The organism is Flavobacterium daemonense (assembly GCF_007341385.1).
In the GTDB taxonomy this organism is placed as follows: Bacteria; Bacteroidota; Bacteroidia; order Flavobacteriales; family Flavobacteriaceae; genus Flavobacterium; species Flavobacterium daemonense.
Genome location: NZ_VJYD01000021.1, coordinates 20,746 through 41,977 on the forward strand (window position 1 = coordinate 20,746; position 21,232 = coordinate 41,977).

Sequence of the window (21,232 nt, forward strand, 5' to 3'; positions counted from 1 at the left end):
TATTTTATCTTTATTACTTAATCCTATTATACTTTATTATTCTTTTGAACTGCATCATGCTTAAAGCTTATTGCCTATAGCTTACAGCCTATCGAATTAACTTTACAATCTCAGCTACGATATCTTTTGTAGCTTTTGGCATTGCCAGTTTTTTTATGTTAGCACTTAATTGCTTTTGTTTGCCTTCATCTTTCAGAAGCGCTTCAAAAACAATACTGAATTCATTGTCTAATTCTGATTCTTTCAACAAAATAGCGCCTTTTTCATCTACAATTGCTTGTGCATTTTTAGTTTGATGATCTTCAGCAACATTTGGCGACGGAATAAAAATTACCGGTTTACCGACAATGCACAATTCTGAAACCGATGACGCTCCGGCTCTAGAAATAATCACATCAGCCGCCGCGTAAACAAAATCCATTCTTTCAATAAAATCAACCACTTTTACATTTGGCTGATTGTATTTTTTATAGTCTTCAAAATATAGTTTTCCACATTGCCAGATTACCTGAACATCTTGTGAAAGAAAATTTTGCAATTCCTTTTCAATTAACTGATTGATTCTTCTTGCGCCTAAACTTCCGCCTAAAACCAACAATGTTTTTTTATTAGGATCTAAGCCGTAAAATGCAATTGCTTCATCACGTTTGCTTTCAATATCGATCAAATCCTGACGAACTGGATTTCCTGTCAAAACGATTTTCTCTTTTGGAAAAAAACGCTCTAAATTTTGATAGGCAACACAAATTGCATTTGCCTTTTTGCTCAATAATTTATTTGTTATTCCAGGAAAAGAATTCTGTTCCTGAATAACTGTTGGGATTCCTGCTCCGCCAGCCGCTTGTAATAATGGTCCGCTGGCAAAACCTCCGGTTCCAATTACAACATTTGGTTTGAATTTTTTAATAATTCTTCTTGACTCTAACAAACTGCTTGCGAGTTTCAACGGAAACATCATATTTTGCAAAGTCAGTTTTCTTTGTAGACCAGCAATCCAAAGTCCTTTTATCTCGTAACCTGCCTGAGGCACTTTTTGCATTTCCATTTTATCTTTGGCACCCACAAAAAGAAATTCAGCATCAGGGAATTGTAATTTTAACTCATTTGCAATTGCAATCGCAGGATAAATGTGCCCTCCTGTTCCTCCTCCGCTAAGTATGAATTTATACTTTGTCATCTTTCTAAAAATTACAACTTTTTAAAAAATTTTTATATTTTAATCTTATCTGTTTAAAACTGCATTCATCGGGTTTTTTGAATTATCTTCGATTGAATACATCGGTTCTTCTTCATATATTTCGTCAGCAGGCAAATCTTCTTCTGCTAATTCTTTATCAATTAATCTTTGAAGCGCTTCTTTTCGTTTCTTTTTCTCTTCTTTTTCTTCAGCAATTTCTTCTTCTTTTTTAGTAACGCTGATGATGATTCCAAGACCTAAACACGTCATCCAAATTGAACTTCCTCCAGAACTTATCAGCGGAAGTGTTTGCCCAGTTACCGGCAATAATTCGACTGCAACTGCCATATTGATCATCGCCTGAAATATCATTGGGAATCCGAGTCCGACGACTACTAATTTTCCGAACAACGTATTTGCTTTATGTGATGCAATTACAAATCTGAAAAGCAATAATAAATACAAAATCAAAATTGCTACGCCACCAACAAGACCATATTCTTCAACTACGATTGCATAAATAAAATCGGAAGAAGATTGTGGCAAGAAGTTTTTCTGAACGCTTTTTCCTGGACCAAGTCCGCCGAGTCTTCCAGATGCAATGGCGATTTTAGCTTTCTCTATCTGATAATCATCTTCATCAGGTTTATCTGTGGTAAAGTTCATGATACGGCTTTCCCAAGTCGAAACCCTGCTGAAAAATCTTGAATCTGGAAATGCTTTTGCAACCAAAAGGAAAAACGCCAGCATGACAACTCCTGAACCAATAATGATTCCGATATATTTTAATGGATATTTCCCGATGAACGTCAACATTAAAACCATTGCAAATATTAATGCCGTGGTCGAAAAGTTTGCAGGCAAAATCAATGCCAATGTGATAAAAACCGGAATCCAAAGCTGCACAAATGACACTTGAAAAGGCTCGTTTTCTTCTTTAGTTTTTGACAAATAACGTGCTACAAATATGAAAAGAACAATTGATGCCAAAGTGGAAGTCTGAAATGTAATACCGATAAACGGCACTTGAATCCACCGACTCGCATTTGCACCTGCAATGACTGTCCCTTTCAACAATGTATAAAGCAATAAGAACCAAACTATTGGTAAAGCAATTTTTGAAATCGCTCTGAAATAATGATATGGAACTCTGTGAACCCAATAAATAATCAAGAAACCAATACAAATATGAGCTAAGTGTTTTACCAAATACCCGAGCGTATTTCCTGTTCCATGACCGATGTATGCCAAATTACTACTTGCACTAAAAACAGGCATAAACGAAAACAATGCTAATAAAGCCACGAATGACCATATTACTCTGTCTCCCTTTAATTTGTTTACTAGTTCTTTCATTTTAGTTTTGTTTCAGGTTTTTCTTGTTTCAAGTTTCAGGTTCCTCCTAACGTGAAACCTGAAACTTGAAACTATTTTTACAAATTATGTACTGCTTGTTTAAATTGCTTTCCTCTGTCTTCGTAGTTTTCGAATAAATCGAAACTTGCGCAAGCTGGAGACAATAAAACAGCATCACCTTTTTCTGTTAATCTTTGAGCCGTTTTTACAGCATCGTTCATGTTGTTCACTTCAACCATAATATCAACAACGTTTCCGAAAGCATCAATAATTTTACGGTTATCGATTCCTAAGCAAATAATTGCTTTTACTTTTTCGCGTACTAACGGCATTAATTCGTTATAATCATTTCCTTTGTCAACACCTCCAACAATCCAAACTGTCGGCACATTCATGCTGTCTAAAGCAAAAAAAGTAGCATTTACGTTTGTTGCCTTTGAATCGTTGATATATTGTACATTCTGAATTTTTAATACCTTCTCTAAACGGTGTTCAACACCTTGAAAATTAGATAAACTTTCGCGAATTGTTGCATTTCTAATCTGCATCAATTTTGCTACGGAGCTTGCTGCCATTGCGTTTTTCATATTATGTTTTCCTTCTAACGCAATGTGTTCTGTTTCCATTGTAAACTCTTCTTGGTTGATCTTTATTTCCATTTTGTTGTTATTTATAGAAGCCCCTTCTGCAAAACTTTTTGTTAGAGAGAAAGGAATTAATTTTGCTTTCGTTGTATTATTTTTTAACCATTCTGCACTTGCTTCATCATCGGCATCATAAATCAGATAATCTGTTTCGGTCTGATTCATCGTTATTCTGAACTTCGAATTGATATAATTTTGATATTTATACTCGTATCGATCTAAGTGATCCGGACTGATATTTGTAATTATGGCAATATCTGGCCTGTAATCAATAATTCCGTCTAACTGAAAACTGCTTAATTCAAGAACGTACGCATCAAACTTATTTTCGGCCACTTGCCAGGCAAAGCTTTTTCCAATATTTCCTCCCAATCCAACATTCAAACCCGCTGATTTCAGTAAGTGAAAAGTCAGCATTGTTGTGGTTGTTTTTCCGTTGCTTCCAGTAATTCCAATTGTCAATGCTTCTGTATAAGGCTTTGCAAATTCAATTTCCGAAATCACCTTTATTCCAGCCGCAACCAACTTTTTTACAATCGGAGATTTCTCTGGAATTCCCGGGCTTTTCATCACCACATCAGCATTCAGAATCAAATCTTCCGTGTGCTGTTCTTCTTCCCAAGGAATTTTGTTAATGATAAGAACTTCTTTATAGCTTTCTTTTATTTTTCCAAAATCCGATACAAAAACATCATATCCTTTTTTCTTTCCAAGGATCGCAGTACCTACACCACTTTCTCCTCCTCCTAAAACCACTAGCCTCATCTATCTTAATTTTAAGGTAACGATCGACAATATGGCTAACATGATGGCAACAATCCAGAAACGGGTCACAATTTTACTTTCGTGATATCCTTTTTTCTGGTAGTGGTGGTGCAGTGGCGACATCAAGAAAATTCTTCGTCCTTCGCCGTATCTCTTTTTAGTGAATTTGAAATAACTCACCTGCAAAACCACTGAAAAATTCTCTACTAAAAAGATTCCACACAATAACGGAATCAATAATTCTTTACGAACTGCAATGGCTAAAACCGCGATGATTCCCCCAATTGTCAAACTTCCTGTATCTCCCATAAAAACAGATGCCGGATAAGAATTGTACCAAAGAAATCCAATCAAGGCTCCCACAAAAGCAGATATAAAGACTGTCATTTCTCCCGAATTTGGGATGTACATGATATTTAGATAATTTGAGAAAATAATATTCCCCGAAACGAATGTAAATATCCCGAGCGCGAGCACAGAAACCGCGGAGGTTCCGGCTGCGAGTCCGTCAATTCCGTCTGTTAAATTTGCTCCGTTTGAAACCGCTGTAATAATAAAAATTACAACCGGAATGAAAATCAGCCAAGCCCATTTTTCGTATCCATCTCCTGTCCAAGCTAATAATTCGGCATAATCAAATTCATTGTTTTTTACGAAAGGAATTGTAGTTGCTGTTGATTTTTCTTCAACTGGAGCTGGCAAAACAATTGTTGTATTTTGTGATGCTTTAAAAACATCTGTTCTTCCTGTATCAGTACGAACTGTAACTGCAGGATTAAAGTAAAGAACCGCACCCACAATTATTCCTAAACCAACTTGACCAATTACTTTGAAAATTCCTTTAAGCCCTTCTTTATCTTTTTTGAATATTTTGATATAATCATCAATAAAACCAATTGTTCCCATCCAAAGCGTAGTCACAATAAGCAAAACGATGTAAATATTATGCAAACGGGCAAATAACAAAACAGGTACAAGAGTGGCAAAAATAATAATCAGTCCACCCATTGTTGGTGTTCCCGCTTTTTCATTTTGCCCTTGAAGACCAAGCTCACGAACTGTTTCACCAACTTGCTGATTGCGCAAAAAGTTGATAATTCTTTTTCCGTAAATTGTTGATAAAAGCAATGAAAGCATTAATGCTAAAGCCGATCTAAAAGTAATGTACTGAAAAACTCCCGTTCCAGGCACATCTAATGTTTTGTCTAAATATTCAAATAAATAGTATAGCATATTTTTCTATTTTTTTAAATTCCAATTTTGAAATTCCAAATTCCAATCATTCTGGTGGTCTTTGAACTTAAAAACTTATTATTTCTTCAATTGTTCTAAAATTTCTTTTACAGTTTCCATATCATCAAAATGATGGCGAACACCATTTATTTCCTGATACGTTTCGTGTCCTTTTCCTGCAATAAGAATAATATCATTTGGCTGCGCCAATTGACAAGCTGTTTTTATAGCCTGTTTTCTGTCCGTAATTCTTAATATTTTTTTGTAATTATGAGCCTCAACTCCTTGTTCCATTTCATCTAAAATCACTTCAGGATCTTCGTTTCTTGGATTATCAGAAGTCAAAATTGCTTTATCACTTAAGTCTGAAGCAATTTTTGCCATAATTGGTCTTTTCGTTTTATCTCTGTTTCCACCACAACCAACAACCGTAATCAATTGTTCGTTTTTAGTACGGATATCATTTATTGTTTTCAAAACATTATCCAAAGCATCCGGCGTATGAGCATAATCGACAATCGCTGTTATGTTTCCATCTGAAACGATATATTGAAAACGGCCCGAAACACTTTCTAAATCAGACAATAAGCGCAACGCTTCAAGACTATCCATTCCCAACTCAATTGCGGTTCCGTAAATCGCTAAAACATTGTACGCATTAAAAGTTCCGATTAATTTCACCCAAACTTCATTGTCATTTACTTTTAGTAATAAACCAGATAATTGGCTTTCTAAAATTGTCGCTTTAAAATCAGCATACGATTTTAGAGCATAAGTGAACTTTCTAGCAACCGTATTCTGCAACATTACAGTTCCGTTTTTATCATCAATATTTGATAATGCGAAAGCTGTTTTCGGCAATGAATCAAAGAACGATTTTTTTACATCTCTGTATTCCGCAAAAGTTGGATGATAATCTAAATGATCATGCGAAAGATTCGTGAAAATCCCGCCAACAAAATGCAACGCCTCTGTTCTCTTTTGATGAATTCCGTGCGAACTCACTTCCATAAAACAATGTGTTACGCCAGCTTCAATCATTTCATTTAAATAATGATTAATCGTGATTGAATCTGGAGTTGTATGTGTTGCAGGATATTCTGTTTCATCAACCATTATTTTTACAGTTGATAAAAGCCCTACTTTAAAACCTGCTTTTTTAAACAATTGAAACAATAACGACGCAATTGTAGTTTTTCCGTTTGTTCCAGTTACGCCAACTAATTTTAATTTTTCAGATGGATTTCCGAAATAATTAGCCGCCATAAAAGCTAAAGCCGCATTGGTATCTTTTACTTGAATATAAGTGATTCCTTTTTCAATATTTGAAGGTAACGTATCGCAGATAACAGCGACAGCACCAAGTTCAATTGCTTTTTGAATGTAATCATGTCCATCAGAAAGCGAACCGCGAATGGCTACAAAAATATCACCCGATTCTACTTTACGAGAATCAAATTCAATTTTTTGAATGCCAACTTCAGTCGAACCCGTTACAGACTCAATTGCTACTTTATATAATATGTCTTTCAGTACTTTCACGATAATTCTAATACTATGATTGCGTTTTTAGTAATATTTCCTCCAGCTTGTAAAGACTGTTTTTTAACCTTTCCTACTCCGTTTACTTTAACTTTTAAACCTAAATTTTCAAGTAAAGCAATGGCATCCATCCCTGGCATTCCTTTTAAATCTGGAATCACATTTGTTTTTGTGTTTGATTCTTTTTCAAACTTAGCATAGCTGATTTCTTGTTTCGGAATTTTAGAATCCAGCTGTTTTATTTTATTTGTCGAAGGTGCATCAGTAAAAATCTTTTGGGCAATTCTTTTAAAAACTGGCCCTGCAACATCTGCTCCGTAATAATTATTTTTAGATGTATTTGGCTTATGAACTACGACAATACAAGAATATTTAGGATGATCAGCCGGAAAATACCCAACAAAAGATGATGCATAATACATTCCTTCTCTTCCTGCTTTATTATAATTAACCATGGCCGTTCCCGTTTTTCCCGCCATCGGAAAATCTTTGGAATAAAGCTTAGAAGCTGTTCCTTTTTTTACCACGTTTCCTAAAACTGCTCTTATTTTTTTAAGCGTTTCATCTGAGCAAATCTTTGGATTAATCACCTCTGTATCGAATTTTTTAATCGTTTTATTCCATTCCTTAATTTCTGAAACAAATTGTGGTCTTACCATTACACCATTATTTGCAACCGAATTATAAAATGCTAATGTCTGCATTGGAGTAACCGAAACCGAATAACCGAAAGCCATCCACGGAAGTGAGATTCCCGACCAGATTTTATCTCCAGGATGAGGAATAACTGGTCTTCCTTCTCCTTTAAAATGCAATCCTAAAGGTTTATCCAAACCAAAACTTTTAATATGATTTACAAATTTTGATGGATTACTTTTATAATTATCGTAAACTGCCTGAACCATTACTGTATTTGACGAAAGTTCAAAACCGCGGGCCAATGAAACTTTTCCGTAACCTCCTTTGTGTGAATCACGAACAGAACGTCCATAATATTTAATCACACCATTGTGACTGTCATAAACTGTACTTGTATCCGCTACTTTATCTTCTAAAATTGCCATTAAATCAACCAATTTAAAAGTCGATCCTGGTTCATGAGATTCTGCTACTGCATAATTTACAGTTTCTGTATACGATCCATCTTCACTTCTTCCTAAATTCGAAATGGCCTTTATATAACCCGTTTCTGTTTCCATTACAACAACACAACCATGGTCAGCTTCGTAATCTTGAAGTTGTTTCAATAAAGCGTGATGTGCAATATCCTGAATAAAAACATCAATTGTCGAAATCACATCGTAACCATCAATTGGATCTACTTCGTTTACGTCACGAATTGGTTTCCATTGCCCTTTTGCAATTTTTTGTTTCAGAATTTTCCCGTCTTTTCCGTTCAAATAACTTTTAAAAGCCCATTCAATTCCTTTTCCAACTTCAATTCCGGTCGCCGGATCAATTCGGTCATAACCAATGGTTCTTTCTGCAATTTGTCCTATCGGATGTTTTCTAACAGTTTCTTGCTCAATTATAATTCCACCTTTAAAAGCGCCTAGATTAAATAATGGAAATCCTTTTATCTTTACATACTCTGTATAACTCAACTTACGAGCAATCAAATAATAACGATTTTGATTTGCTCTCGCTTTTCTTAATTCTTGTTCGTAATAACCAGCCGGCCTGTCTAAAACAGTTGCTAATGAATCTGATAATGCTTTTACATATTTTTCGAAAGTTTCTGTTTTTGGTGCTTTTGCATCAAAACGAATTTCATAATTCGGGATTGATGTTGCCAATAAACTTCCGTCAGCCGAATAAATATTTCCTTTGTTTGCCGGAATTACAAAATTTCGAACTGTACGCTGTTTCGCCAGTTGTCTGTAATGATCACCTTCAACCCATTGAATATTGGTTAATTTAACGACAATAGCAATTGCCATCAAAAAGATGAAAACTGCTACGAGGTAAATTCTGTAGGATATATGTTTATCTTCTACTGCCATATTCTTTTAAAGAAACTTTTTTCTTCTTCTTTTTTAACTTCTATTTTTATTGGAGGAACCGTTGATGGATAAATCTGTTTTTCAAGCATTTTATCTGAAATCGTGGACTCCATTTTTAATTTCATCAATTCTGAACGTCGATCAACAAATTCAGATCTTAGTTCTTTTACTTCATTATTCAGTTTTGCAATTTCAAAAACCTTTTGTTCGTATCGTTGTGTATTTGCAATCATCAAAATGGCAAGCAAAATGATAAAAACAATGAATCGCCAATTTTTGATTGCGTCATCATTGATCAGAAATCTTGCTTTTAATATGCCAAATACTCCACTTTTCATTTCTACCTTATATTATACCTTTTCAGCAATTCTTAATTTTGCGCTTCGTGCTCTGTTATTGATTTTGATCTCAGCTTCATCAGGAACAATCAATTTTCCGATTGTTTTAAACGGAACTGAAAAATTTCCGTAAAAATCGCGTTCTGGTTCTCCCTCAAACATTCCGTTTTTAATGAATCTTTTTACCAATCGATCTTCTAAAGAATGATATGAGATAACCGAGAATCTTCCGCCTGGTTTTAAAATCTCTAATGATTGCTCAATAAATTCTTTTAAAACATCCATTTCCTGATTTACCTCTATTCGTATGGCCTGATAAATTTGAGCCAATATTTTGTTTCGAACTTTCTCTGGCAAATATTTCTTTAAAACTTCTTTCAGTTCATCTGTCGTTTTGATTGGGTAATCTCTTCTTGCTTCAACAATTGTTCTTGCCAAAACCGGCGCGTTTTTCAACTCCCCATAATCAAAAAAAACACGACGTAAATCCTGTTCTTCATATTCGTTAACCACCCGATAAGCATTTAAATCATTTTTCTGACTCATCCGCATATCTAGTTCGGCATCAAATCTTGTTGAGAAACCTCTCTCTGGAACATCAAACTGATGTGATGAAACTCCTAAATCGGCCAAAATTCCGTCAACACTTTTTACCCCATGAAAGCGAAGAAATCTTTTTATAAATCTGAAGTTCTCATTAATTAAGGTAAACCTTTCATCTGGCAATGCATTTGCAAGCGCATCTTCATCTTGATCAAAAGCAAACAATTTCCCATTTGGCCCTAAGCGTTTCAAAATTTCTTTTGAATGTCCGCCGCCACCAAAGGTTACATCCACATACACGCCATCTGGCTTAATGTCTAAACCATCAACTGTTGGATGAAGCAAAACCGGATTATGATATTCCATTGTCGTCGTCATTAATATTTCCCATTACCTCCTCGGCTAAATCAGCAAAATCCATATCTTCGCCGCTTATTGATTTTTCATATAAATCTTTATCCCAAATTTCCACAATATTAACAGCAGATGAGAAAACAACATCTTTAGAAATACTTGAAAAAGCAACCAAATCTTTTGGAACCAGCAATCTTCCTAATGCATCAATCTCTACCATTTTAACGCCAGCAGTAAATCTTCTAATGAAATCATTATTCTTTTTCACAAAGCGATTTAGCTTGTTGATTTTTTGCATCATCAAATTCCATTCTTCCATTGGATACAATTCTAAACACGGCTGAAAAACGGAGCGCTTCAAAACGAAACCGTCCTGAAGTGATGAAGCCAATTGCTTTTTTAAAGGTGCAGGCATCATTAGCCTTCCTTTAGCATCAACTTTACACTCATATGTCCCAACAATTGTGTTCAAAAAAATCAATTAAGATGTTATAGGACAAAAATATAAAAAATATTACCACATTTTACCACAATATACCACTTTGTTAATAAGTTTAACCACTTTTCTACCACCTCGATTAACCAATAGACAATCAATACTTTAACTTATTATTAGCGTTTTCTTAATAACGTTAATCATTCAAAAAAAATAAGCACTAATTTTCTTAAAAAAATGCTTATTATACCAATTTCTTAACATTTGACGATTTTATCAAAAAACAGTCTAAAAGCTGATTTTTAACCACTTACATGTTCTACAAAAATTATCTAGTTAAAAAACAGCAGCAAAAATTCATTTTTATTTATTTAACCCTATATTTGTCGAAATTGAAATTGGCATAAGATTAAATGGACAAACACTACAAAAAAGAAGGCAAATACAGCTATTTTGAAGCTGGAGAAGGAACTCCTATCGTAATTTTACACGGGTTAATGGGAGGCCTTAGTAACTTTGATGGTGTAGCGCAATATTTCCCATCGAAAGGATACAAAGTTGTTATCCCGGATTTGCCAATCTACACGCAAAGTATTTTAAAAACTAACGTAAAAAGTTTTGCTAAATACGTAAAAGACTTCATCACTTTTAAAGGTTTTGACAAAGTAATTTTGTTAGGAAATTCATTGGGCGGACATATCGCTTTATACCACACCAAATTATATCCTGAGAAAGTTGCCGGACTTGTAATTACCGGAAGTTCTGGTCTTTATGAAAGCGCAATGGGAGACAGTTACCCAAGAAGAGGCGATTATGAATACATCAAAAAGAAATCTGAAGCTGTGTTTTATGACCCTAAAATTGCAACTCCTGAGCTTATCGATGAAGTGTACGCAACCGCTAATGACCGAATCAAACTGATCAAAACTTTAACGATTGCCAAAAGCGCAATTCGTCATAATATGGCTAAAGATTTACCAAAAATGACAGTGGAAACCTGTATTATTTGGGGTAAAAACGACTCTGTAACACCTCCAAATGTGGCAGAAGAATTTGATAAATTATTGCCTAATTCAACTTTGTATTGGATTGACAAATGTGGACACGCCGCTATGATGGAACATCCTGATGAATTCAACGAGATTCTTGAAAAATGGCTTACTGAGAAGAAATTTTAGCATTTGACTTTTATTTTTTAAAGAAAGTCTAAAAACAAAAAAACATGAAAATTACTTCTGCCGAATTTATTGTCAGTAATTCTGATGCTTCTAAATGTCCGGCTGAATTTTTGCCGGAATATGCATTTATTGGCCGATCAAACGTTGGAAAATCTTCGTTGATCAACATGATTACGAATCATAAAAATTTAGCAAAAACATCTGGAAGACCTGGAAAAACACAGTTGATAAATCACTTTAAAATCAATAATAATTGGTTTTTAGTCGATTTGCCAGGTTATGGCTATGCTAAAGTTTCTAAAAAAACCAAATCTGTTTTTCAGCAGTTTATCACTGATTATTTTGAAAACAGAGAACAGCTTGTGTGTGCTTTTGTTTTAATCGACATTCGCCATGAAGCTCAAAATATTGACGTCGAATTTATGTCGTATATGGGAGAAAGCGAAATTCCGTTTTGCATCATTTTCACCAAAGCCGATAAAATCAGCAAAACAAAAGTCGACTCACATATTGCTGCATACAAAAAACAGATGTTCGCAAACAACTGGGCCGAAATGCCTCATTATTTCGTTACCTCATCAACAGAATCAATAGGAAAAGAGGAGCTTTTAAATTATATCGACGAAGTAAATCAGGAAGTTTTTAAAAACAACTCTGGATTTTAAAGTTTAAATTCCAATAGAGAAAAACATAATCAATAAAAAATCCCAAATGCCAATTCAAACTTGGAATTTGGGATTTTTTTATTTGAATCTTTTATTGAAATTTCTTCTTAGTTTCTCTTCTGAAATTCAAAGTTTTCCATTCTTTGTATATCATAAACTGATACAGAATATAAAACAGAGAATTAAAAAACCAGAAATCAAGCAAAAATGGTTCTGTAAAAATTACCGAATCACTATTTCCCGAAAGAAAAATGCCAGCACTGCTTGTTACATAAATAATGAGTCCGTTGCAGAAATAGAAATAATTATGCTTATGTTTTTTAAAATTTGAAATGATAAAATACACCGCGTAAAACAACAAAGGAATAGATGTTATTGCAATTTCGACTAAATTAAATCCCCAATAAAGAGAAGGTTTGCTATAATACTGATATCCTAAGAAAAGCAGCACCGAAACAAACACGATTACCATTATCCGCTTTAACATCTTATTTGAAAAACTTTTATAAAAAAAGAGGTTAAGCGTAATAAATTGGAAAATAAAATAATAGTGTGAGAGAAAAAAATTAGAATTAGGATAAAGAAATCCGATTATGTTGCAAAGTAATTCTACACAAAACAACAACACCAAATATGCTGTTATAATACGGTAAAGCACATCTCTATTCCTGCAGGTGGCAAAAAACCTTATCGCATTGGCAAGTAAAAAAAATAATCCGACAAGACTCACAAGAAAAGGAAACAACATATCATTTGGGTTTACCAAGACAATTTACAAAATAAAAAACAAAAAAATCCCAAACTCAATCTCTAAGATTGGAATTTGGGATTTTTATTGATCACTTTAATTCATCGGCATAAGAAAACCCGATAGGTTTTAAAAACCTGTCGGGTTTATATTAGCAATCGTTTGTCATTTTTAATTACTTCGTAAGCTCCAGTTTTTCTGCAAAATAATCACAGAAATCTTTCATTGTGTCCGACATTTTCTCATCATCGGTTGCGCGCTTAAAAGTATCAGCCATAGCAACTAAAGTTTGATGGAAAAAGATTTTCATTTCGTCTACCGGCATATCTTTTGTCCATAAATCGATACGCATCGTTTCTTTTGCTTTGCTGTCCCAGATAGAAAGCATAATCGCTTTTGCTTCTTCTGCCTGAACACCGCCGTCTTGCGCACTCCAAGTTAATTTTTCTGGAACGCGATTTTCATCTAATTCTATATTGAATTTAATTTCTGAATTTATTGTATTTGACATTATTTCTTAGGTTTATATTTTGACTTTTCGAAAATCTCTTTCGCATTAACTTTTAATAATTCCGGCAAAGTTACGTTATTGTTTTTCATGTACGAACGCACAATCTGCCAGCCAATCCAAGCACCAACTCTTCCTGGCGAATCGTTGTCGATTTCTAAATAAAATTTAGAAAACGGAGCCGGAGCAATAAATCGGGTTGTAAGTTTTGGATCATCGCTGTACAGCATTTCTTTTTCCATAAAATAACGCCACATATACGCTTCATTTTCCTCACACCATTTAATTTGTTCTGGTGTATATCCAATCTTATCAGCATCTGAATATTCAGGCAGCAATAAATCTTTTGCATATAATTGCTTTCCTTCAAAAATCATTTGAGAAACCAGATTTTTTTCACCATAAACAGGAATATTTCGGTAAGTAAAACTCGAAACCACATCTGGCATGATTTGTTTCTCTTCAAAATTTTGTTTCAAATAATTGGGAAACTCATAAAATTTATGCTCTTTTCCTAAATACAATTCTAACGCGACAATTACCAGACTGTCTGCATAAATTGCTTTTGCATTATAATCCATTTCTCCAATAACGGTAATTACTTTTGGCGTTTTGGTTTTGGGAAAATAATATTTTACATGCTGAAAAAGCGAATTGAATTCTTGGTGAACAGGTTCAAAATTGCTGTATTTTTTCTGCACTTCGCTGTACACTTCGCGCCAAATTGGCTCCTGCATTTTTTTTATCCATACTGCATCATCATTTCCAGCTGGAAAAAAGTAAGGATATTGCTTTTTTAATTTTCCTAGATCTTCAGGTTTTGCTTCAAAAAATGCTTTATCAAAACGTTCTACCTTAACATCAACCGGAATTTCTTCAACTTCTTTTTCGACTTTGCTTTTTTGTTCACACGACAAAAAAAACAGACACAGAAGCAACGTAAAGCGGTATAATTTCATTTTATTTTAATTAGATTTGTGTTGCTGGAATTAAACTACATATATATGTTATTTATGTAATATATGTAATCAAAAATATTTGTGCAAATATACACCCCTGTATCTTAAAACTTGAATTATTATGGCTAAAAAAAGTACTATTCAAACAGAAAAAGTAAATATCCACATTGTAGAGTGGCTAAAAAATTATGCTGAACGCGCAAAAGTGAACGGTTTTGTAATTGGAATTTCTGGCGGAGTTGATTCTGCGGTTACCTCAACTTTATGTGCACAGACTGGTTTACAGGTTTTATGTGTTGAAATGCCGATTCATCAAGCCGAAAGTCAAGTTTCGAGAGCAAAAGAACATATTGAGCAATTGAAAAAACGATTCCCTAATGTTTCAAGCGTAGAAACCGATTTAACGGCTACTTTTGAAGCTTTTAAGGCCTCGGTTCCAAAAACTGATGACGAAGCAAAGGTTAGCCTTTCTTTAGCTAATACACGCGCTCGTATTCGAATGACTTCTTTATATTATTTAGCAGGAATTCACGGCCTTTTAGTTGCAGGAACAGGAAATAAAGTGGAAGACTTTGGTGTAGGATTTTACACAAAATACGGAGACGGCGGTGTCGATTTAAGTCCAATTGCCGACTTGATGAAATCTGATGTTTATGCTTTGGGAGAATTTTTAGAAATTCCACAATCCATTTTAACAGCAGCTCCAACAGACGGATTATTTGGCGACAATCGTACAGATGAAGACCAATTAGGAGCAAGTTATGACGAACTCGAATGGGCAATGTTGGCAGCGGAGTCAGGAAAAACGGCAGATGACTTTAATGGGAGAGAAAAATCTGTCTTCGAAATTTATAAACGATTAAACACCAGCAACAAGCACAAAATGGATGCAATTCCGGTATGTTTGATACCAAAAACGTTAAAATAAAACTTTTTAACATTTGTCTGTTATAAACTACAGAATTTATTTATTAATTTTACCGTTCCAAAAACATGATAACAATTCTAAAAAGGTAAAAATTATGATTAAAGTATGTCTAGCAGACAATCATCCTGTGACGCACTTTGGCGTTAAGTCTTATTTCAAAGACCACGATCAAATTTCAATTGTTGCCAACGTAGGCAATTTTTCAATGGTTAGAGATATTCTTCAAACGAAGGAGATCGACATCCTAATTCTAGATTTAGAGTTAGAAGGTCTTTCGAGCATCTTTGAAGTTAAATCTATCTTGAAAAACTTCCCAAAAACAAAAATTGTAATTTTTAGTGACCTCGCTGAACAAATGTATGCTCCAAATGCAATTAAAGCAGGGGTTTCTGGGTATGTACACAAAACAGAAAAACTTGAAACATTAGGTCTTTCTATTATTAAAGTACACGAAGGAAAAATTATTATCAACGAAACAGTTCGCAAAAACATGGCCCTTATTGCTAAACAAAGCAAAAGCGAACGTTTGTACAGAAAACTTTCTAATCGCGAGATTGAAGTTTTACGTTACTTAAGTGACGGAAAGAAAAACAATGAAATTTCTAAAATCTTAAATCTGAACGAAAAAACGATCAGTACTTACAAATTAAGATTATTGACTAAATTGAATGTTACTAATTTAGTTGACTTAGTAAACAAAGCTAAGACTTTAGAAATTATTTAAATTAATGGTTGATTTGCCCCGGCAAAACCATCAGTCATAAAAAAAAGCTCTATATTGATTATCGATATAGAGCTTTTTGAATTATTAGTGATATGGAACTACTACCCGTCCTAATTTCTTCGAAAAATTATTGAGCAGTTTCGAATAATCAACCACCATCGATAATACTTCCGAATTATCTTCCTGCGGATCTGTCATCAAAGAATTTTTCAAATCCTGAATGATTTTTGAAACCAAATACCAACGTAGCGAAAATATAGTATCTGATACATTTTGCTCGATTGTTACATTTTTGTGTTTCGGAAAAATATTTTGCCCTTCCCAATCGTGAATGACTACTTTTTCATCTTCCATTAAAATATTTGTTACTTCCTGAGCAAATTCTGGAGGCAAATGCATTAAATATTTATCTAGACTAAATGTCTCATTTTGATTGTAAAAATCGATTAAACCATTGAAAATGCTTTGAAACAAAGTATTTGACAACTCAATCTCATCTTCTTGAAGACTCAAATATATTTTTTCAAAAACTTTATATTCTTTTTTTTCAGAAACCTCTTTTATATTTCCCTCTTCATCAGCTTTTAGGAAAACATCTTCGAAACTTTCAACGACGCTTCCGTACAAAAGAAGGATTTCAATAACCTTTCTTTCGAATTCATATAAAATATCGACTTTTTGATTTTGCTCTGCTGAATATCCTGCGTCTCCAGGATAATCATAACCTTCTGGCGGTCCAGTTCTTGGATCTTCCGGATCTCCTCCTGAGAATGTACCTGCTTGCGGAGGCTGATTTCTATGAACTTCAAAAGGCCTTTGTTCTTGTTTTTGCTTTTTATTAGCTTCGGCAATATCTTTTTGAATCAACTGCGCCAAAGTACTCACCAAAACCTGCTCAGAAATATCCATTATTCGGGCACATTCCTGAATATATACTTCACGCTGGATGCGATCTGGAATTTTTGAAATACTGGCTACCATATCCCGAATCAAATCGGCTTTTTTTATAGGATCGTTTTTTGCTTCGTTCATCAAAATCGAAGCTTTAAACTGTATAAAATCTTTGCTGTTGTTTTCTAAATAAGCGACTAATTCATCATGTGAATTTTTGCGGGCGAAACTATCTGGATCTTCTCCATCGGGAAATGAACAAACTCTAACATTCATACCTTCTTCTAGAATCAAATCGATTCCTCGGATAGAAGCACGCAAACCAGCAGCATCTCCGTCAAAAAGCACAGTAATATTTCGTGTCAATCGATTAATCAAACGAATCTGATCTGGCGTTAAAGCAGTTCCGGATGAAGCTACAACATTCTCAATTCCGGCTTGGCTAAACTGAATTACATCGGTATAACCTTCAACCAAATAACAATTGTTTTGTTTGGCGATCGATTGCTTGGCATGATAAATTCCGTAAAGCACTTTACTTTTATGGTAAATATCACTTTCTGGCGAATTCAGATATTTTGCAGCTTTTTTGTCATTGGTTAAAATACGTCCGCCAAAACCTAAAACTCTGCCCGACATACTTTGAATTGGAAACATCACACGGCCTTTAAATCGGTCAAAAGGACGATCTTCTCTAGGAATGGTCAATCCCGTGCTTTCTAAAAATTCTAATTTATAGCCTTTTCCTAATGCTTCTTTTGTCAAAGCATCCCAAGTTTCCGGAGAATATCCTAAATTGAATTTTTTAATGGTTTCATTTGTAAATCCTCTTTCTTTAAAATAAGACAAACCAATGGCTTTTCCTTCCTCAGAATTTAATAAAACATCCTGAAAATATTTGGCAGCAAATTCAGAAACCAAATACATACTTTCACGAATATCTGTATTTGCTTTTTCTGCTTCAGACTGCTCTGTTTCTTCAATTTCGATATTGTATTTTTTGGCTAAATACCGAATCGCTTCTGGATAAGTAAACTGCGAATGCTCCATCAAAAATTTAACAGAATTTCCGCCTTTTCCGGTACTGAAATCTTTCCAAATTCCTTTTGCGGGCGAAACCATGAACGAGGGAGAGCGCTCATCTGAGAATGGACTCAACCCTTTAAAGTTGCTTCCTGCACGCTTCAAATTAACAAAATCGCCGATAACCTCCTCTACTCGAGCAGTTTCAAAAACAGTATCAATTGTATTTTGTGAAATCAAAACGTAAATTTATTTTTAAAGTTGAAAGCCTGTAAAAGTACATAAATCCATCCTGAAATTTATTTTAAAACTAAAAAAAGTGCCCCTCACGAAGCACTTTTTCTACTAACTAAACTTAAGCCATATACATATCGTATGTTGGGCGAAATCAATTTTAACACATAGAAACATAGATCCAATTAGCTAAAAAAAGGCGTTTCCCTTATTTAAAACAAACATAGTTAGGTAAGTGTTGAAACTAGTTTCTTTTTAATTCTTTTTTGTAAATAAAATCTATGTTTCTATGTGTTTGAAAAAAATATAATTAATTACAATCAAATCGAAGTCCAATAGAAATATTGTTTTCTTTAATTAAATTGTTCTGAAACAACGGATTCAAATCGTATTTCACATACAAGCTTAATTCTCTGTAACCAATGTATGAACTCACACCATAAATGAAATTATTTACGTTGTATTCGCCTTTTATGGTGCTTTTATATTTCAAATCTTCCTCTTCAAATTTTAAAATCTGTTTTGATTTTACATTGATTCCGGCGTAACCTCCCACTCCAAAACGGAAGCTTTTATGTGTTTTAAAATAGGTTTTCCCATCTTTTACTGTTGGTCTTGTAAAATCAAATTCTAAATGAGCAGGAAGCACTAAATAAACATTTCTAAAACGTGATTCGGTTAAATTTATCGCGTTCGTTTCCAAGTTTGTCTGATCGCCATTTACGACAAAATAGCGATTATCCGTCGGACGAATATTGTTATACATTAATGAAAGCCCATATTTAGCGTGAAGCAAATTATCGTTTTTCATCAATCTTGAATTATACGTAAAACCCCATTCATAAAAATGTGAACCTATAAAACTGTAATTTGAATCCTGATATTTTCCATCAACCATCATATTATTCAAGCCTAGCGCGAAGACAAACTGCGTTGTTGTTCTTCTTTCGCCGTGAATCGAGTCTTTGCATTTTTTATGATTCCAGTCATTTTTATCCCAATAAATAACAACTTTGCCTTTCTTTGTCGAATCTTGTTCTTTAAGTTTTCCGTCTACTTTTTGCTGTACAAGATCGTTTAATTCATTTTGAGCCAAAGTCACTTTTTCTTCAATAATAACAGCTCTGGCTTCTGCCAATTCTTTCTTGCGTTTATCAGCTTGTTCTTGCGTAATTTTCCCTTCAGATAATTGCACATTTACGGCTTCAACTTCTTGCTTCAAAGTTTCTTTTTCTTCTTTAGTAACTTTCTCGATTTTATTGGCAATTTTCTTCGCTTTTGATTCAAAAGTTTCCTGTCCCAGAACCTTGCTGACAAATAAGAAAATTAGAACTACTAGATAAATGGTAAAATTTTTCATGATTGATTTGATTGATGATGATTAATTTAATTGTGAATGGTAAATTGTGAATGGTAAATTTTCATTGACTCTTTATCGAGTTGTCCCGAACTGAAAATCTATATCTTTTTCTTGTTTCTTGCTTCTTGCCTCTTTATCCTAGCTTCTTACTCACTCCTGCTGATTTCTATTTGCCAAAGCCACTTTTACCGTCTGATAGTTTCTATTGACTTTTGTGATTACTTTTTCTCGAAACGACTCTTCTAATTCGCCGTCAACTTGATTCAATAAGTCATCGGCGTTGACTTTAATTTTTGCTTTTGGCTTCGGTGTATTTTCGACAACAATTGTTTTTTCGGCCGTATTCAGCAATTGATCTACATTTTCTTTTTTAGGTGTTTCGGCAATTGTAGTTTGATTATTTACTGATTGTTTTTCTTGATTGTTTTTGATGATGACTGAAGACTCCGCTATTTGATTTGATTCATTCTTCCTGATTTTCTCTGATTTTTGTTCTGAAGGCTTAGTATTATTTTTTTCTTCTTTATTTAAAGTTTCCTTTGAAGGATTTTCAGAAACTGCGATTTCATTTTTAACCGAATCAATGTTGTTTAAAACTGGCTTTTCAACCGAATCTTTTTCAGCTTCTTTTTCAACTACCCTATTTTTTGGAGTTTCAACAGCATTTTCTTTTTGATTAAAAAAGAAAGTTCCAGCCAATAAAAATCCGATAACACTTGCAGCGATGTACAACCATTTTTTGCTTTTCTTTTTAGGTTTTTCTTCGGCAACACTCAACATTGCATCCAATCGATCCCAGGCTTTGTCGCTTGGGTCAATTTGTCGCTGATTTAGTTTTTCACGGAAATCCTTTTCAAAATTATTCGGTTCCATTATCTTGTTTTTTTAAAATAGTAATTTGTGTTTGCAGCATTTTTCTAGCGTGCGACAATTGCGATTTCGATGTTCCTTCATTAATTCCTAACATCTTGGCAATTTCATTGTGTTTGTAACCCTCGATCGCATATAAATTGAAAACCATTTTATAGCCGTCAGGCAAAGCATCAATTAAAAACTGAATCTGTTCAACAGTAAACTGGCTGTCGATTTCATTAAAACTCTCTTCAACAAAAAATTCATCTTCAGCAAATTCTACCTTTTTCTGAACTCTTAAATATGAAATACATTCGTTAACCATAATTCGGCGAATCCAGCCTTCAAAACTTCCTTTGTGTTCAAATTTGTTTAAGTTGGTAAACACTTTCATAAAAGCCGTTATCATTACATCTTCTGCCAGCTGAATATCTTTTATATATTGTCGACAAACGCTTAGCATTTTTGAAGAAAACTTACCATAAATCTGTTGCTGTGCCTGACGATTGTTTTCGACAGCCAGCTTTATGATTTTGGTTTCTTCTTGATGTAACGAAATAATTTTCATTAATAAGCTTTCGGTTTTTGGTTTTAGAAACAGACTTCTATTAGCATAGACGATTGTCGATTTAAAATGGTTGCATGAGGGTGAAAAATTTTCAAAAAAAAAAAAATAAAAAAATAAACTCCAAATTACAATCCACAGAAATACATAACTGATTTACAACAAAGTAAAACAATTATCTAATTGACAAATTTTCTAATTATCTA

The 21,232-nt window shown here is 33.9% G+C and carries 20 protein-coding genes; 4 read left to right on the forward strand and 16 right to left on the reverse strand.

Annotated elements, in window-relative coordinates; genetic code table 11:
- Window positions 1–88: 88 nt before the first annotated feature.
- The 9 genes from murG to FND99_RS19295 all read right to left on the reverse strand — a co-directional run bounded on the left by murG (window position 89) and on the right by FND99_RS19295 (window position 10,427).
- The gene (gene murG / locus FND99_RS19255) at window positions 89–1,177 is read right to left on the reverse strand and encodes an undecaprenyldiphospho-muramoylpentapeptide beta-N-acetylglucosaminyltransferase (protein WP_144339560.1); all 1,089 of its coding nucleotides are present in this window, start codon (window positions 1,175–1,177) and stop codon (window positions 89–91) included.
- 45 nt (window positions 1,178–1,222) lie between these two features.
- Window positions 1,223–2,533, reverse strand: coding sequence for an FtsW/RodA/SpoVE family cell cycle protein (locus FND99_RS19260; RefSeq protein ID WP_144339561.1), 1,311 nt, complete (start codon window positions 2,531–2,533; stop codon window positions 1,223–1,225).
- Between the two features lie 77 nt (window positions 2,534–2,610).
- Window positions 2,611–3,942 carry a UDP-N-acetylmuramoyl-L-alanine--D-glutamate ligase gene (gene murD, locus FND99_RS19265; protein WP_144339562.1) on the reverse strand — a complete coding sequence of 444 codons (1,332 nt, stop codon included), beginning with the start codon at window positions 3,940–3,942 and terminating at the stop codon, window positions 2,611–2,613.
- On the reverse strand, window positions 3,943–5,175 hold the full coding sequence (gene mraY, locus FND99_RS19270) for a phospho-N-acetylmuramoyl-pentapeptide-transferase (RefSeq protein ID WP_144339563.1): 1,233 nt from the start codon (window positions 5,173–5,175) through the stop codon (window positions 3,943–3,945).
- Window positions 5,176–5,253: 78 nt separating this feature from the next.
- Window positions 5,254–6,717 carry a UDP-N-acetylmuramoyl-L-alanyl-D-glutamate--2,6-diaminopimelate ligase gene (locus FND99_RS19275; protein ID WP_144339564.1) on the reverse strand — a complete coding sequence of 488 codons (1,464 nt, stop codon included), beginning with the start codon at window positions 6,715–6,717 and terminating at the stop codon, window positions 5,254–5,256.
- Window positions 6,714–8,720 carry a penicillin-binding protein gene (locus FND99_RS19280; protein ID WP_144339565.1) on the reverse strand — a complete coding sequence of 669 codons (2,007 nt, stop codon included), beginning with the start codon at window positions 8,718–8,720 and terminating at the stop codon, window positions 6,714–6,716. The genes FND99_RS19275 and FND99_RS19280 overlap by 4 nt, the downstream gene beginning before the upstream one ends.
- On the reverse strand, window positions 8,711–9,058 hold the full coding sequence (locus FND99_RS19285; protein WP_144339566.1) for an FtsL-like putative cell division protein: 348 nt from the start codon (window positions 9,056–9,058) through the stop codon (window positions 8,711–8,713). Before FND99_RS19285 ends, FND99_RS19280 begins: the two co-directional genes overlap by 10 nt.
- 12 nt (window positions 9,059–9,070) lie before the next feature.
- The gene (gene rsmH, locus FND99_RS19290; RefSeq protein ID WP_211356645.1) at window positions 9,071–9,979 is read right to left on the reverse strand and encodes a 16S rRNA (cytosine(1402)-N(4))-methyltransferase RsmH; all 909 of its coding nucleotides are present in this window, start codon (window positions 9,977–9,979) and stop codon (window positions 9,071–9,073) included.
- Window positions 9,954–10,427, reverse strand: coding sequence for a division/cell wall cluster transcriptional repressor MraZ (locus tag FND99_RS19295; protein WP_026730580.1), 474 nt, complete (start codon window positions 10,425–10,427; stop codon window positions 9,954–9,956). Before FND99_RS19295 ends, rsmH begins: the two co-directional genes overlap by 26 nt.
- Window positions 10,428–10,804: 377 nt before the next feature.
- Here FND99_RS19295 and FND99_RS19300 point away from each other — a divergent pair, with 377 nt between their 5' ends.
- Window positions 10,805–11,569: an alpha/beta fold hydrolase gene (locus FND99_RS19300; RefSeq protein WP_144339568.1), complete on the forward strand. Its 765-nt coding sequence runs from the start codon at window positions 10,805–10,807 to the stop codon at window positions 11,567–11,569.
- A gap of 44 nt (window positions 11,570–11,613) precedes the next feature.
- On the forward strand, window positions 11,614–12,234 hold the full coding sequence (yihA, locus tag FND99_RS19305) for a ribosome biogenesis GTP-binding protein YihA/YsxC (protein WP_144339569.1): 621 nt from the start codon (window positions 11,614–11,616) through the stop codon (window positions 12,232–12,234).
- A gap of 91 nt (window positions 12,235–12,325) precedes the next feature.
- On the opposite strand, the gene FND99_RS19310 is transcribed toward yihA, so the two are convergent.
- The 3 genes from FND99_RS19310 to gldB all read right to left on the reverse strand — a co-directional run bounded on the left by FND99_RS19310 (window position 12,326) and on the right by gldB (window position 14,449).
- Window positions 12,326–12,721, reverse strand: coding sequence for a hypothetical protein (locus FND99_RS19310; RefSeq protein ID WP_144339570.1), 396 nt, complete (start codon window positions 12,719–12,721; stop codon window positions 12,326–12,328).
- Window positions 12,722–13,157: 436 nt separating this feature from the next.
- Entirely contained in the window at window positions 13,158–13,493 is a 336-nt protein-coding gene (gene gldC / locus FND99_RS19315) for a gliding motility protein GldC (RefSeq protein WP_155102616.1), read from the reverse strand.
- Complete coding sequence (gldB, locus tag FND99_RS19320; protein ID WP_144339571.1) at window positions 13,493–14,449, reverse strand: gliding motility lipoprotein GldB; 957 nt, start codon at window positions 14,447–14,449, stop codon at window positions 13,493–13,495. The genes gldC and gldB overlap by 1 nt, the downstream gene beginning before the upstream one ends.
- A gap of 121 nt (window positions 14,450–14,570) precedes the next feature.
- Between gldB and nadE the strand changes: the two genes are divergently transcribed.
- Together nadE and FND99_RS19330 are read left to right on the forward strand one after the other, a co-directional pair.
- Entirely contained in the window at window positions 14,571–15,377 is an 807-nt protein-coding gene (nadE, locus tag FND99_RS19325) for an NAD(+) synthase (protein WP_144339572.1), read from the forward strand.
- A 94-nt stretch (window positions 15,378–15,471) separates the two neighbouring features.
- A complete protein-coding gene (locus tag FND99_RS19330; RefSeq protein ID WP_026730588.1) occupies window positions 15,472–16,101 on the forward strand; it encodes a response regulator transcription factor in 630 nt (209 codons plus the stop codon).
- An 84-nt stretch (window positions 16,102–16,185) separates the two neighbouring features.
- On the opposite strand, the gene dnaG is transcribed toward FND99_RS19330, so the two are convergent.
- The 4 genes from dnaG to FND99_RS19350 all read right to left on the reverse strand — a co-directional run bounded on the left by dnaG (window position 16,186) and on the right by FND99_RS19350 (window position 21,029).
- Window positions 16,186–18,255, reverse strand: coding sequence for a DNA primase (dnaG, locus tag FND99_RS19335; RefSeq protein WP_144339573.1), 2,070 nt, complete (start codon window positions 18,253–18,255; stop codon window positions 16,186–16,188).
- Between the two features lie 304 nt (window positions 18,256–18,559).
- Window positions 18,560–19,609 (reverse strand): hypothetical protein, encoded by a 1,050-nt coding sequence (locus tag FND99_RS19340; RefSeq protein ID WP_144339574.1) that lies wholly within the window; start codon window positions 19,607–19,609, stop codon window positions 18,560–18,562.
- A 150-nt stretch (window positions 19,610–19,759) separates the two neighbouring features.
- Complete coding sequence (locus tag FND99_RS19345) at window positions 19,760–20,482, reverse strand: hypothetical protein (RefSeq protein ID WP_144339575.1); 723 nt, start codon at window positions 20,480–20,482, stop codon at window positions 19,760–19,762.
- On the reverse strand, window positions 20,469–21,029 hold the full coding sequence (locus tag FND99_RS19350) for an RNA polymerase sigma factor (protein ID WP_144339576.1): 561 nt from the start codon (window positions 21,027–21,029) through the stop codon (window positions 20,469–20,471). The genes FND99_RS19345 and FND99_RS19350 overlap by 14 nt, the downstream gene beginning before the upstream one ends.
- Window positions 21,030–21,232: the final 203 nt, after the last annotated feature.

What these genes read in the sequence shown, in the direction of transcription:
- murG (WP_144339560.1), bottom strand. Translation starts at nt 1,177, where the DNA reads ATGACAAAGTATAAATTCATACTTAGCGGAGGAGGAACAGGAGGGCAC.
- FND99_RS19260 (WP_144339561.1), bottom strand. Translation starts at nt 2,533, where the DNA reads ATGAAAGAACTAGTAAACAAATTAAAGGGAGACAGAGTAATATGGTCA.
- murD (WP_144339562.1), bottom strand. Translation starts at nt 3,942, where the DNA reads ATGAGGCTAGTGGTTTTAGGAGGAGGAGAAAGTGGTGTAGGTACTGCG.
- mraY (WP_144339563.1), bottom strand. Translation starts at nt 5,175, where the DNA reads ATGCTATACTATTTATTTGAATATTTAGACAAAACATTAGATGTGCCT.
- FND99_RS19280 (WP_144339565.1), bottom strand. Translation starts at nt 8,720, where the DNA reads ATGGCAGTAGAAGATAAACATATATCCTACAGAATTTACCTCGTAGCA.
- FND99_RS19285 (WP_144339566.1), bottom strand. Translation starts at nt 9,058, where the DNA reads ATGAAAAGTGGAGTATTTGGCATATTAAAAGCAAGATTTCTGATCAAT.
- rsmH (WP_211356645.1), bottom strand. Translation starts at nt 9,979, where the DNA reads ATGACGACGACAATGGAATATCATAATCCGGTTTTGCTTCATCCAACA.
- FND99_RS19300 (WP_144339568.1), top strand. Translation starts at nt 10,805, where the DNA reads ATGGACAAACACTACAAAAAAGAAGGCAAATACAGCTATTTTGAAGCT.
- yihA (WP_144339569.1), top strand. Translation starts at nt 11,614, where the DNA reads ATGAAAATTACTTCTGCCGAATTTATTGTCAGTAATTCTGATGCTTCT.
- FND99_RS19310 (WP_144339570.1), bottom strand. Translation starts at nt 12,721, where the DNA reads ATGTTAAAGCGGATAATGGTAATCGTGTTTGTTTCGGTGCTGCTTTTC.
- gldC (WP_155102616.1), bottom strand. Translation starts at nt 13,493, where the DNA reads ATGTCAAATACAATAAATTCAGAAATTAAATTCAATATAGAATTAGAT.
- gldB (WP_144339571.1), bottom strand. Translation starts at nt 14,449, where the DNA reads ATGAAATTATACCGCTTTACGTTGCTTCTGTGTCTGTTTTTTTTGTCG.
- nadE (WP_144339572.1), top strand. Translation starts at nt 14,571, where the DNA reads ATGGCTAAAAAAAGTACTATTCAAACAGAAAAAGTAAATATCCACATT.
- FND99_RS19330 (WP_026730588.1), top strand. Translation starts at nt 15,472, where the DNA reads ATGATTAAAGTATGTCTAGCAGACAATCATCCTGTGACGCACTTTGGC.
- FND99_RS19340 (WP_144339574.1), bottom strand. Translation starts at nt 19,609, where the DNA reads ATGAAAAATTTTACCATTTATCTAGTAGTTCTAATTTTCTTATTTGTC.
- FND99_RS19345 (WP_144339575.1), bottom strand. Translation starts at nt 20,482, where the DNA reads ATGGAACCGAATAATTTTGAAAAGGATTTCCGTGAAAAACTAAATCAG.
- FND99_RS19350 (WP_144339576.1), bottom strand. Translation starts at nt 21,029, where the DNA reads ATGAAAATTATTTCGTTACATCAAGAAGAAACCAAAATCATAAAGCTG.